This is a genomic window from Brevibacillus sp. NL20B1 (genome assembly GCF_018195675.1).
Taxonomy (GTDB): domain Bacteria; phylum Bacillota; class Bacilli; order Brevibacillales; family Brevibacillaceae; genus Brevibacillus; species Brevibacillus aydinogluensis.
Window position 1 is genome coordinate 30508 of record NZ_JAGTPT010000032.1, and the last position, 12287, is coordinate 42794.

14 protein-coding genes are annotated in these 12287 nt (G+C 56.9%); 1 reads left to right on the forward strand and 13 read right to left on the reverse strand.

What is annotated here, in order from left to right; genetic code table 11:
- Positions 1–33: 33 nt before the first annotated feature.
- From KDN35_RS18020 to KDN35_RS18030, 3 genes are all read right to left on the reverse strand, one after another.
- Entirely contained in the window at positions 34–1068 is a 1035-nt protein-coding gene (locus KDN35_RS18020) for a DUF4367 domain-containing protein (RefSeq protein ID WP_171566173.1), read from the reverse strand.
- Between the two features lie 241 nt (positions 1069–1309).
- Positions 1310–1696: a holo-ACP synthase gene (gene acpS / locus KDN35_RS18025; RefSeq protein WP_171566171.1), complete on the reverse strand. Its 387-nt coding sequence runs from the start codon at positions 1694–1696 to the stop codon at positions 1310–1312.
- 122 nt (positions 1697–1818) lie between these two features.
- Positions 1819–1983, reverse strand: a complete 165-nt coding sequence (locus KDN35_RS18030) for a gamma-type small acid-soluble spore protein (protein ID WP_171566170.1) — start codon at positions 1981–1983, stop codon at positions 1819–1821.
- Between the two features lie 227 nt (positions 1984–2210).
- On the opposite strand from KDN35_RS18030, the gene KDN35_RS18035 reads away from it, so the two are divergent.
- Positions 2211–2462 (forward strand): glutaredoxin family protein, encoded by a 252-nt coding sequence (locus KDN35_RS18035; RefSeq protein WP_171566169.1) that lies wholly within the window; start codon positions 2211–2213, stop codon positions 2460–2462.
- Between the two features lie 474 nt (positions 2463–2936).
- Here KDN35_RS18035 and KDN35_RS18040 read toward each other — a convergent pair whose 3' ends face one another.
- The 10 genes from KDN35_RS18040 to KDN35_RS18085 all read right to left on the reverse strand — a co-directional run bounded on the left by KDN35_RS18040 (position 2937) and on the right by KDN35_RS18085 (position 12144).
- On the reverse strand, positions 2937–3272 hold the full coding sequence (locus KDN35_RS18040) for an ArsR/SmtB family transcription factor (RefSeq protein ID WP_171566167.1): 336 nt from the start codon (positions 3270–3272) through the stop codon (positions 2937–2939).
- Between the two features lie 94 nt (positions 3273–3366).
- The gene (locus tag KDN35_RS18045; protein ID WP_212133478.1) at positions 3367–5004 is read right to left on the reverse strand and encodes a GMC family oxidoreductase; all 1638 of its coding nucleotides are present in this window, start codon (positions 5002–5004) and stop codon (positions 3367–3369) included.
- Complete coding sequence (locus KDN35_RS18050) at positions 4994–5593, reverse strand: gluconate 2-dehydrogenase subunit 3 family protein (RefSeq protein ID WP_171566164.1); 600 nt, start codon at positions 5591–5593, stop codon at positions 4994–4996. Before KDN35_RS18050 ends, KDN35_RS18045 begins: the two co-directional genes overlap by 11 nt.
- 6 nt (positions 5594–5599) lie before the next feature.
- Positions 5600–5992, reverse strand: coding sequence for a hypothetical protein (locus tag KDN35_RS18055; RefSeq protein WP_171566163.1), 393 nt, complete (start codon positions 5990–5992; stop codon positions 5600–5602).
- Positions 5993–6158: 166 nt separating this feature from the next.
- On the reverse strand, positions 6159–7451 hold the full coding sequence (locus KDN35_RS18060; protein ID WP_212133480.1) for an arsenic transporter: 1293 nt from the start codon (positions 7449–7451) through the stop codon (positions 6159–6161).
- A 119-nt stretch (positions 7452–7570) separates the two neighbouring features.
- A complete protein-coding gene (gene pstB / locus KDN35_RS18065) occupies positions 7571–8323 on the reverse strand; it encodes a phosphate ABC transporter ATP-binding protein PstB (protein WP_171566160.1) in 753 nt (250 codons plus the stop codon).
- Between the two features lie 133 nt (positions 8324–8456).
- Positions 8457–9230: a phosphate ABC transporter ATP-binding protein PstB gene (gene pstB, locus KDN35_RS18070; RefSeq protein WP_171566159.1), complete on the reverse strand. Its 774-nt coding sequence runs from the start codon at positions 9228–9230 to the stop codon at positions 8457–8459.
- A gap of 16 nt (positions 9231–9246) precedes the next feature.
- A complete protein-coding gene (gene pstA, locus KDN35_RS18075; RefSeq protein WP_212133482.1) occupies positions 9247–10137 on the reverse strand; it encodes a phosphate ABC transporter permease PstA in 891 nt (296 codons plus the stop codon).
- On the reverse strand, positions 10134–11126 hold the full coding sequence (gene pstC, locus KDN35_RS18080) for a phosphate ABC transporter permease subunit PstC (protein WP_249179188.1): 993 nt from the start codon (positions 11124–11126) through the stop codon (positions 10134–10136). The genes pstA and pstC overlap by 4 nt, the downstream gene beginning before the upstream one ends.
- Positions 11127–11229: 103 nt before the next feature.
- Complete coding sequence (locus KDN35_RS18085) at positions 11230–12144, reverse strand: phosphate ABC transporter substrate-binding protein (RefSeq protein WP_212133484.1); 915 nt, start codon at positions 12142–12144, stop codon at positions 11230–11232.
- Positions 12145–12287 lie beyond the last annotated feature (143 nt).

The window sequence follows — 12287 nt, forward strand, 5'->3', positions numbered from 1 at the left end:
ACAAAAAAGGACGGCGAATGCCGTCCCGATTGATTATTTACCGCTCACGCCGTACGTGGATTGGGCCACCTTGACCATTTCCTCTTCCGGCAGGTCGCCGGTTAGCGTAAATTCCACGCCGTCCAGTTCCCAGCTCAGGTAGCGCTGATTGTCAGCATTTTGGATCAGCACCCCGATGGTGAAGCCCAGATCGACCGGAACCCCCTGCTCCGAGGACACCGATGTCGCCGTGGGGCGCGCTTCAATCAACTTGTAGTTGTACAAACCCTTGTACTCCAATACGACCGTCCGTTCACCGTCCCGGGTAACCGGCTCGATGTCGCCCTGCTTCACGCCTTCGGGGATGTAGGTGGGCACAATGACGCCGAACTGGCTGGATGGCGGTTTGCTTGTGTCGTTTGCCTGCGACAGCGTCGGCACCACCGGCAGCGAACTGGTGCTCATGTTGCGGTCTTTGTCAAACGCATCCTTGTCAAATTGCGGGTTGAACACAAAGTCGGTAAAGTTGATCGTAACCAGTGTATTCATATTGGAATCCATGATTTCCGCACGCGTCGGCTTCAGCTCCTCCGTCAGCCAGATCTTCTGCCTGGTCAGGGAGCGATTGCCGGAGTAATTGGCCTTGACTTCAAATACGTACTGCTTGTCGTCCATTTCCATCTTGCGTTCCGTGTCGTCAATGATGCTGCGGGCCAGCGTCTCGTACAGATAGAGCGGACCGTTGTTTTCCGGCCAGCCGCTCTGGAAGCGGAAGCTCTTGTTGAGATGCGGCGTCAGGACAAACACCCCTTCATTGTTGCGCAGGATGATCTGCGTAATGCCTCGCTGTTTGGACGTGAGCGCGACACGGTAGTTGGTCGGTTTTTCGTACCACACCGACACGTCGTACTCCATCGCCGTGGAGCCAGTCTGCATCGTCAGTACGGCCTGAGATTTGTAGCCGGCCATCTTGTCCAGCGTGCTGCTCAGGTCATCCACCACATCGTCCGGTGTTTTCTGACCGAAGCAGCCGCCGAGCAGCAGGGAAAAGACCAACAAGAAAACCAGTGGAAAAGCTGCCCGTTTCATTCAAAGAACTCCTCCTTGTCTGCTAATTTCGACAAAGAAGGGCACCCCTGTCTATTTCCTGGGAAATCTGTCAGTCTTTCGCCTCTTCCGCGCACATCGTGTCAATAATCCGTTCGGGTATCGGGGACGCGACATCGCCTTGATCGGCTGAAGACTTACCCTATCTGTTAGAGCAGGTAGTCCCTCCTGATCTACGCGATATAAATCTATGTCCATCCTCGTCCCGATATGCAGACAAGTTTTACAGTTCTTCCACTACAACCTGCGCCACGGCATAATCCCGGCTGTGAGAAATGCTGAGGTGAACCCGTACCCGCTCCGGTGTGAGTCCGACTCGCTCCAGCGCCTCCCTGCTGATGCGCAGGTCCGGCTTGCCTGTGTCTGAAGAGAAGATTTCCAGATCGTGAAAGCCTACCTGGCTGCCAATCCCGGTGCCGAGCGCCTTTGCCGCCGCTTCCTTGGCAGCAAACCGGCCGGCCAGATATTCCGCCCGCCGCGCCTTCTCCTTCCCGTCCAGCAGTGCTTTTTCCGCGTCCGTAAACAGGCGGTCAAGCGCTTTCGTACGCCGTTCGATCAGCGCCTGTACGCGTCCGATTTCCACAATGTCCGTGCCAATTCCCACGATCATACACAATCCCGCTCCCCATTCTTTGATTATGCAGTGACGATATCACCCCATTCTATTATTGGCAAGTGCTGCATCAAATCAAAAAACAAACCCCCGCAAAAAAGCGGGGGTGATTGTTCCTGTTATTCGGTAGGTTGCTGCGCTTGCTGAGCAGATTTCGCAGCGGATTGCTGGTTTTGACGGCGTACTTCCGATACGTTGGTTTCGCTTGCAAATTCGGTAGCGGTGTTTTGCGCAGCTTGTTGTTGCGCTTGGTTGGCACCTGCTTGTTTGTTTTGTTTCGGCATCGTCCATTCACCTCCTCCATGTCACTGAATATAATGTGCACCGCTAGCTATGTATCTATTCCACCTGATTTTTCCTCATCATGCAGCGAAACCACACGGGGACGGCTCAAGGGGCGGTGTCGGTTCGCTGTGGTTTTTGGGCATTCTAAGTGCCGATGGCGGCAGGAGTTCCCCTGTCCCGCCGCGAAGTATTCCCTTTCATTTGAGTACGAAAGGAGCAAACCCACATGGCTCGTACGGTCATTGTCTACACACAGCCTACTTGCGGCCCCTGCCAGGAGGAAAAATTATGGCTGACGCAGCAAAACATCCCGTTTGAGGACCGCGATATCCGCAAAAATGACGCCTATTTCCAGGAAGCGATCCAACTGGGAGCGAGCATGACGCCTGTTACCCTGATCGTAAACGAAGACGGCGAGCAAATCGTCGTTCACGGCTTTGACAAGGAGCAGTTAAAAAAAGCGTTGAATCTCTCTTGATTCAACGCTTCAGACTGAAGACAAACTGTACTTTTTCATTGAGGTTCCGCAAGGATACAATCTTTCCATCGTTGTCAGGCCGAAAGGCCTGCACATTGATCAACCGAAGGTGGAGATAAAGTACGGGCATGGAGTGATGGGCCAAGCGAGCTCCTTTGACGACCGACTTAGCGGAAAAACGAAGACGCGGGAATCAACAGGGGACACAAGTCTCACTTCATCGAAATACCCAGATGTTTGTCCCCTGCCCGCGTCTCGTTTTGGAGCGGACATCATTCGCTTCTGTGCTGGGCGTCAAGCGAGCGAGCGGGCCCGATCTCCCATGCGCCGCAGACTTTGTCTACACGCTGAAGCGTTGAATCTCTCTTGATTCAACGCTTTTTTCCTGATTAAAGAAATTTTATGCGTAAACATTATAAAGCCGCTTCCAATGCAGAAGCGGCTTCGCCAAATACTTTGGCGCACAGTCGTTTATTATGCGAGCGATTGCACACTCGCTTGTTTTTTCTCCTTGATGAGAGGCGACAGGTCCGGCAAGTGCGAAAGAATCTGCTTTACGGCAGGTGGGCACTCCGTGTTCAGGGAGTAAAACACCCAGGGACCCATGCGCTTCTCCTTCACCAACCCGTGTGTTTTCAATTTGGCCAAGTGCTGGGAAACAGATGGTTGGGATGTTTGCAAAATCTCCACGAGATCGCGTACACAGAAAGACTGTACCTGCAGGAGAGCCATGATCGTCAAGCGTGTTTTGTCGCCGAGAAGCTTGTAGATCTCAGACAAATACAGCACCTGAGTCAAATCCACATCCATAATACCCCACCTTTGCCTTGCATATCTGTTTATCAGTATACAATACACACATAAGGCAGGGAAGATATGATGTCGACAGTTCCGTGAACACCAATCAGACGTCTCTTGTCTTCATTGCTTCCACCAGGCGGTCCGCTGTCCGGGCGGCCAGCGCCATCACCGTGTTGGTCGGATTGGCGCCGCCTGAGGTGACAAACGTGGAAGCACCCGCGATGAACAAGTTGGGAATGTCGTGGGTTTGCCCGAATTCATTGACTACCGACGTCGACGGGTCCTTGCCCATCCGGCAGCCGCCCATCAGGTGGGCCGTGTCGTCGACGACGTGCTGCGGTGTGCCGCCCATCGCTTCAATCAGCCGTTTCATCTGCTCGATGGCGTGCGCGATCAGCTTTTTGTCGTTTTCACCGTAGGAAAAGGTCACTTTAGGAATCGGCAGACCGTACTCGTCCTTCTCGTCGCTCAACGTGACGGCGTTGTCGGGATTGGGAAGCACCTCTCCGACGAGCGTGATCCGGGCGTAGTAGTTGTAATCCAGCATCGTCTCCCGCAAGGCTTTTCCCCACAATAAGGTGCCGTCCATCCGTTCCGCCGCAATCCCACCGGCCATCGCCACCGGTCTGGCTCCATGGGCGCTGAGCGTGTACCCCCGGGCAAATCCCCGGTTCCGGTCCGTCTCGTAAAAATGCTGGGTCAACGCAAGCACAGGCGTCCCTTTGTACAGGCGCACTTCTTCCGGAAGCAGTCCGTACACGTCCTGACTGGAGTGGGTCATGATCGCCTTGCCCACCCACCCGCTGGAATTGGCCAGTCCGTCGGGAAAATGGGGCGTGGCAGAATTGAGCAGCAGGCGCGGCGTCTCCACGACATAGCCGGCGAGAATCACCACCCGGGCTGTCTGCTTGTAGGTGTCGTTGCCGTGTTGAAAGAGAACGCCGGTAACGCGCGTCCCATCGGTGAGAATCTGCGTCACCATGCAGTCGGACAGCACTTCCGCTCCCGCCTGGATCGCTTTCGGGATGTGGTGAATCAAGCCGCTGTACTTGGCGTTGGGCATGCAGCCCTGGTTGCAAAATCCACGGTTGATGCAGGGAGGCCGGCCGTCAAACGGCGCGGACAAAATGGCCAGCGGCGCGACGACGCTGTCGAAGCCCAATTTTGCGCACGCTTCGCGAAACAACTGGGAGTTGGCGCTGATCGGCTCCCGCACCGGAAACGGATACGGCCCGTTGAACGGCCCCCAGGGGAAGTAATCGGGACCGGACACGGCAATTTCCCGCTCGATCTTGTCGTAGTAGGGAGCCAGGTCCTGATAGCGGATCGGCCAGTCTTCGCCTACACCATCCACTGTCTTGGTCATGAAGTCGCTCTCGTGAAACCGCAGGAAAACCCCGGTAAAATGAACCGTGCCGCCCCCTACGCCCCTTCCCGAGTTGTTGTGCCCCAGCCGCAGCGGATTGTTCCCGTCGACCAGGCGGGTCTCCTGCCAGCCGAGGTTTTTCATCGCCAATTCGTCACTGGCAAAATCGGTCTGCGGATTCCAGAAGGGGCCGGCTTCGATCACGACGACGCGCAGCCCGGCCTTGGCCAGTTCGTATGCCAGCACGCCGCCTGCCGCCCCCGCCCCGACGATACAGACATCCGCCCCGTCCGCGTACCGGCGCTGATCCAGCCGCTTGGAACGATGCCCTTCATAATGGTCGATGTGATGCGTAACCCGGTCCTTATTCTCCATCCGCTTTCGCCTCCCAGGGATCCACCAGTCCTTTTTCCACGCGCACATAGCCGCGCGGATACGCCGGTCCTCCGTAGCCGATGTCCGACCAGACCAGGGGGTGAGAGTAATACGCCTCCACCGTGTCGCGGAGCAGCTTGGTGAAAAAGTCGACGGGGTTCAGCTGCGCCCAGGCGGTCGTAGCGGGAACCTGCCCGGCAGCCACCGCTTCCAGCACAGCCTGCTGCTCTTCCCGCTTCAAGCCGGGAAATTCCTCGCCGTACATCTCGCGGCTGGCCTCGTTGACTCCGGCCAAGCCCAGAAGGTACAACTGCTGTTTGGGCGGCACCCCCACTTTCCGCTGCGATTCACCGATCGGACTGGCGGCCGTTTCGTCCAGATGCTGGACCACGTACGTCAGCACCTCCAGCCGGTGGTCATCCACCAGCACGCTGACGATGGACTGCAGCAGTATCGCTTCCGTTTTGGTAAAAAAACGACAGGCCACTTGCGGAGTGCGCCGCTTGGCCACGATGTTCCGGGTGTGAGGGTCCCAGGCCTCGTGTTCCTCCCACACGTCATACGATGGGTAACGGCTCGTTTTCGCCATGCCGCCTCACCCCCAGTACAGGGCCAGCAGCCCCAGGGCCGAGATCGCTGTCATTAGCAGCGGCAGCATAATGGGCGGGCCAACCAAAAAGTTTTGGCTCTGGGAATACCCGCCTACGCGCTGTCCCACTCCCGCAGTATGCAGATAGGCTCCGTACAGACTGCCAACCAAGCCAATCCACATAAACAGGGCAAACAGCACGCGCAGCCACCCCGCATTGTAAAAAGCCAGGACGATGGCGGTCACGGCAAACAAAGGCCCTTCGATCACCGGCACCCACATCTCCCAGCGGCGAAAGTTTTGCCGGGCGTGGAACAGTGTCACCTGAACAGACAGCATCGCAAACGCAAGTCCCACAAACAAGAGCAGCACCCGCTCAAGGGGCCAGCCTTGCCACATTGGTCATCTCCTCCTAGGAATCACATGTTCATCACCAGTGCTGTCCCTATTTTTTCCTCGATTTCCAGCGGCTATTCTCCCAATCGCGGCTCACTGCCCCAAAGACCCGAACCCAGCACAACAAAAAAAGGCCAGCCTGTCCACAGGCTGACCATGAGCGACCCGTTTATCCCGAAATAAGCAGCGTGAGATACAGGCCAGTCAACGTGAAAAACAATGTGGGCACGGTAAGGACGATCCCGGTGCGGAAATACTGGCCCCAGGTAATCGTCACACCCTTGCGCCCCAGTACGTGCAGCCAAAGCAGTGTCGCCAGCGAACCGATTGGCGTAATTTTGGGCCCCAGATCACAACCGATGACGTTGGCGTAGACGAGCGCTTCGCGAACCACCCCCGCAGTCGCCGTGCCCTGGACTGCCAACGCGTCAAACATCACCGTCGGCAAATTGTTCATCACCGAGGACAGCACTGCTGCAGTAAAGCCCGTCCCAACGGTCGCGGCAAACAGCCCGTGGACGGACAGCACATCCAGCCAGTCTCTCACCCAGTCGGTCAAGCGGGCGTTGTGCAGCCCCCAGACGACCACGTACATCCCGATGGAAAAAATCACGACCACCCACGGCGCCTCTTTCACAATCCGGCGCGGTTGAATCGCCGCGCTCTTTCTCGCTGCCAGGTAAAACGCTGCAGCCGCCCCGGCAATCAGCAGCGACACGGGAAGGTGCAGCCATTCACTAGCGAAAAAACCGGCCAAGAGAACGGCCAGAATCGGCCATGACAGGCGAAACAGCTCCTGATCCCGAATGGCCTCACGCGGCTCTTTCAGGTGGGTCAGGTCGCAGCTTCGGGGGATGCTGCGGCGAAAATACCAAAACAGCACCAGCAGGCTGGCCCCCACCGATACCAGCGTGGGCAGCAGCATCCTGCCCGCGTATGCGGCAAAGCCGATGCCGAAATAGTCGGCCGATACGATGTTGACCAGGTTGCTGACCACAAACGGCAAGGAGCTGGTGTCAGCGATAAAACCGCTGGCCATCACAAAAGCGAGCACCACCCGCCCGTCCAGCTGCAGGGCGCGCACCTGCGCGAGAACGATCGGCGTCAGGATCAGGGCCGTCCCGTCGTTGGTAAACAAGGCGGAAACGACCGTGCCCAACAGAATCACATAGACAAACATCTTCCGGCCGCTGCCTTTGGCCAATCGGACCATGTGCAGCGCCGCCCACTCAAAAAAGCCGATTTCATCCAGGATCAAGGATATGACGATGATGCCGACCAGGCTGATGGTGGCGTTCCACACGATGCCCGTCACTTCTCCGACGTCTGCCAGCGTGACCACCCCGCAGGCCAGTGCCAGCAGCGCGCCGCCGACAGCCGGATACCCGATCGACAGTCCGCGCGGCTGCCAGATGACTAGAGTCAAGGTAACTGCAAAAATGATGAATGCAAGCCAGACCACTGTTGTTTCTCCTCTCGCTCATCCCCCGCTGTGTCTGTTGTGTACGCGCGGCGGGACACATACATGAAAAAGAGCGAACCTCAAAAAGGCCGCTCTTCTTATATTACGATACTGTGGAGTTATCCGAAACGCCCCGTGATGTAATCTTCTGTCCGCTTGTCGTTCGGATGTTGGAAGATGACCGGAGTGGCGTCGTATTCCACCAGTTCTCCGTTGAGGAAAAACGCCGTCTTGTCGGAGATGCGGGCCGCCTGCTGCATGTTGTGGGTGACGATGACGATCGTGTAGGTACCCTTCAGCGTGAGCAGGAGCTCCTCGATCTTCGCCGTGGAGATCGGATCGAGCGCCGACGTCGGTTCGTCCATCAGCAAAATCTGCGGTTGGACCGCCAGCGCGCGGGCGATGCAGAGACGCTGCTGCTGACCGCCAGAGAGACCGTACGCCGGCTTTTTCAGCACGTCTTTTACCTCGTCCCAGAGCGCGGCTGCCCTCAGGCTGTTTTCCACGATCTCGTCCAGCGTGACGCGGTCCGTTATGCCGTGCAGACGCGGACCGTAGGCGATGTTGTCGTAAATGCTTTTCGGAAACGGGTTGGGCTGCTGAAACACCATCCCGATGTTTTTGCGCAGACGCTCCACGTCCACGTTGGGGCCATAGATGTCTTCGCCAAACACCTTGACCGTTCCCGTGATGCGCGTGTGCGGAACGTAGTCGTTCATGCGGTTCAGCGTCCGCAAAAACGTGGATTTTCCGCATCCCGACGGGCCGATCAGGGCCGTGATCGAGTGGGGTTCCACATCGAGATGGATATGATGAAGAGCTTGCTGTTTGCCGTAGTAGAGATTCAACTCACGAACCGAAATGACGCTCATGCGGTAATCGCTCCTTCGTTTCTCGTCTTCTCGATCGCGTCGCGGTGGACCACGAGGCCCTCCACCATGCAGTCAACCTGCGCGGCGAAGAGCTAGTCGCATTCAACATGCGGGCAATTCGACAGAGGGAGATTCAGCCGAAACGGCCGCTGATATAATCTTCCGTTTTCTTGTTTTGCGGCGCGGTGAAGATTTTCGACGTGTCGTTCATTTCCACCAGTTCTCCCATCAGGAAAAACGCCGTCTTGTCGGAGATGCGGGCAGCCTGGTGCAAATTGTGCGTCACGATCACAATAGTGTACTCTTCCTTCAAATCCAGCACCAGTTCTTCAATTTTCATCGTGGAAATCGGGTCCAGCGCGGAAGCCGGTTCGTCCAGCAGCAGAATCGTCGGCTGCATGGCGATCGCCCGGGCGATGCACAGCCGCTGCTGCTGGCCTCCGGACAGGGAGAGCGCAGACTCGTGCAGCCGGTCTTTCACTTCATCCCAGAGCGCTGCCTTGCGCAGGCTTTTCTCCACCAGCTCGTCCAGATCCCGCTTGTCATGCACGCCGTGAAAACGGGGAGCGAACGCAATGTTTTCGTAAATCGATTTGAAAAACGGATTGGCCCGCTGAAACACCATGCCGACCACCTGGCGCAGTCCTTCGATGGTGATCTTCTCGCTGTTCACCTCAATCCCGTCCACCACGATCGAACCGGTGACGCGGCAGCTGTCAACGAGGTCGTTCATCCTGTTCAGGCTGCGCAGGAGCGTTGATTTTCCGCAGCCTGATGGTCCGATAAACGCCGTGACCGCATTGCGTTCAATGTCCATGTTGATATTGGAAACGGCGCGTTTTTCGCCGTAGTACACAGAGACGTTGCGCATTTGAATGATCGTATCAACCGCTGTACCTGTTTGCATGGCGTTTATCCCTCCCCTAATTCGTTCCCGAAGTCATTTTCTTGTACAGCCAGCTGCCAAACCAACGGGCACCGAGATTGAACACGAGCACAGCCAGGACGAGAATGGCAGCCGCCCCGTCGGCGACGTCCCGGGCATCGGGGGTCAGCCCTTCGCTGTTTACTTTCCAAATGTGCACGGCAAGTGTTTCAGCCGGGCGGAACGGATTGAGCGGAGACGTCGGGCTGAACAGGGAAAAATCGGTGAAATTCAAGGTGGGAGACGACATTCCGGCGGTAAACAGCAGCGCCGCCGCTTCCCCGAAAACCCTGCCGGAAGCCAGAATCGCGCCGGTAATTATGCCCGGCAGCGCCGCCGGCAGAATGACGGAAACAATCGTCCGCCACTTGGTAATCCCCAGCGCCAGACTGGCCTCCTTTTGGCTGCGGGGGACGTTTCGCAGGGCATCCTCGGTAATCCGCACCAGCAGGGGGAGGTTAAACACGGTCAGGGCCAAGGCGCCGGACAGCAGGGAATATCCCCATCCAGTCATGTTGACGAACACCAGCAGCCCAAACAGGCCGACGACGATGGATGGAAGGGAAGACAACACTTCGATGCTCAACCGGATAAACTGGGTAAACCGATTATCGGGAGCGTATTCAGCCATGTAGATGCCGGCCCCGATTCCCAGCGGCAGGGCAATCAGCATGGTCAGCACCAGCAGGTAGATGGAGTTGAACAACTGCGGCCCTACTCCCCCGCCTGCATTGACAATGTCGGGCGGAGAGGTGAGAAAGTCGAACGTTAGCTTGTGCCATCCCTGCGAGAGGATGAAGCCAAGCAGCCCCATCAGTGTGCCGATGATCAACAGCGCAATCAGTGTAAGAACAACCGTGGCCGCGCGATCAATAACTTTTGCTCTCATTTGGTCACCATCTTCCTTCTGCCGAGAATGCGCAAGACCATGATGAAGACAAACGACATCAGCAGAAGCAGGAGCGCCATGGACCACAGGGCGTTGTTGTAGGGCGTCCCCTGGATCGTGTTACCCATATTCAGCGTAATCGCGCTGGTCAGGGTGCTGATCGGATCGAGCAGGCCGCCCGGCAGCCTGGTGGTGTTGCCAATCACCATCTGCACAGCCAGCGCCTCCCCGAACGCACGGGCCATCCCCAACACGACAGCGGTCAGGCACCCCGGCAGCGCAGAATGAAGCACCACATTCCAAATCGTCTGCCAACGGGTCGCTCCCAGCGCGAGCGAGGCGTTGCGCAAATCCTGCGGCACAGCCTCAATGGCGTCCATCGCCACACTGGTAATCGTCGGCAGAATCATCAGGGCCAACACGAGCCCCCCAGCCAACAGGCTGAACCCCAAAACGTCAAACTGCTCGCGGATAAACGGCACCAGCAAGGTAAGACCAACGTAGCCGTACACGACCGACGGAATGCCCACCAGCAGTTCGATGACCGGCTTGAGCACTTTTTTTCCGAACCCCGGGAACATTTCCGTCATGAAAATGGCTGCGCCAATGCCCAACGGGGCCGCAATGAGAGCAGCCAGCAGGGTGACGAGAGACGAGCCGAGAATAAACGGCAGCACGCCGTATACAGCCGGTTCACCTTCCGGGTCCCATTTTACCCCGATCAAAAACTCGCCCAGGCTCACCCCGTTGACCAGGAACGTCGACAGCCCTTTGGAGGCGATAAAATACGTGATGGACAGCACGACAACCACCAGCACACCGGCGCACGCCATGGCGATAAAACGGCCAGTAACGTTCTCTGTAAACTGACGCTTGTTGTACGTCAGCAGCTTGCGATCGATCGCGGACGTCCGTTCCCCGACTTCCGACGTGCGGTCTGCGCTGATGCGGTTGTTTACGATGATTGACCCTTCCGAACGATGGCTCATACTCTCCCTCCATATGAATCAACGAACATATAAATCAGCGAAACACGCAAAATGAGGGGCAAGTGCCCCCCCACCCCTCATTCTGCTGCCGATTGTCTGTCCATTATTTTTGGGTTACATTGCCTTGGGCGTCGCGCTCCACCTTCATGTCGGTGATGGGCAGGAAGCCCAGGTCCGTGACGGTTTTCTTCTGTACCTCATCGCTCAGAATGAAGTCGAGAAACGCTTTTGCCGTGCCGGTCGGTTCCCCTTTGGTGTACATGTGTTCATACGCCCATACCGGATACTTGTTCGCGGCGATGTTTTCCGCAGAGGCTTCCACGCCGTCCAGTTTCAGCGCTTTTACCGAATCGTCGATGTAGGAAAGCGCCAGGTAGCCGATTGCACCCGGAGTTTCGGCTACGATTTTGCGGACAGTGCCGGAGGAGTCCTCGGTGATGCCTTCTGCTTCGTCATGGCCGTCCAGCGCGAATTTGTGGAAGGTGGCGCGAGTGCCGGAGCTCTTCGGACGGTTGACCAGCGTTACTTTCAGATCTGGGCCGCCTACTTCCTTCCAGTTGGTGATTTTGCCGGTGAAAATGTCAATCAACTGCTGCTTGGTCAGATTGTCAACCGTGACTTTCGGGCTTACCACCGCTGCCATCCCGACTACCGCCACTTTATGGTCAACCAGTTCGTTGGCCGGAATGCCTTGTTTCTCCTCGGCGAAGATGTCGGAGTTGCCGATGGTGGCTGCCCCGCTGGCAACCTGGCTCAAACCGGTGCCACTGCCGCCGCCCTGCACCTGAATTTGCACGCCCGGATTCTTGGCCGTGAAGTCTTTGGCAGCTTGTTCGACGAGCGGCTGCAGCGCGGTGGAACCTACGGCGGTTACCGACTCGCCGGATACGGAAGATCCGTTGTTTTGCGTATTGCCTTGTTGTTCCGGTTGTGCCGGAGCCGCGTTGTTGCTTCCGCATCCCGCCAGAAGCGCCCCTGCCACGGTCAGCACCATAAGCAATTTGCCGAGCTTTTTCATCTGATGAAAATCCTCCTTAATCATCGGTTTGGATTGTTTCTCTTTCCATGAACAAACTATATCGCTCGAATGTTGCTGAATTGTGGTGCCATTGTAAAGCTTTCATAAAGTTTGCCGATTCGCCCATGCCCCTTCCATAAATC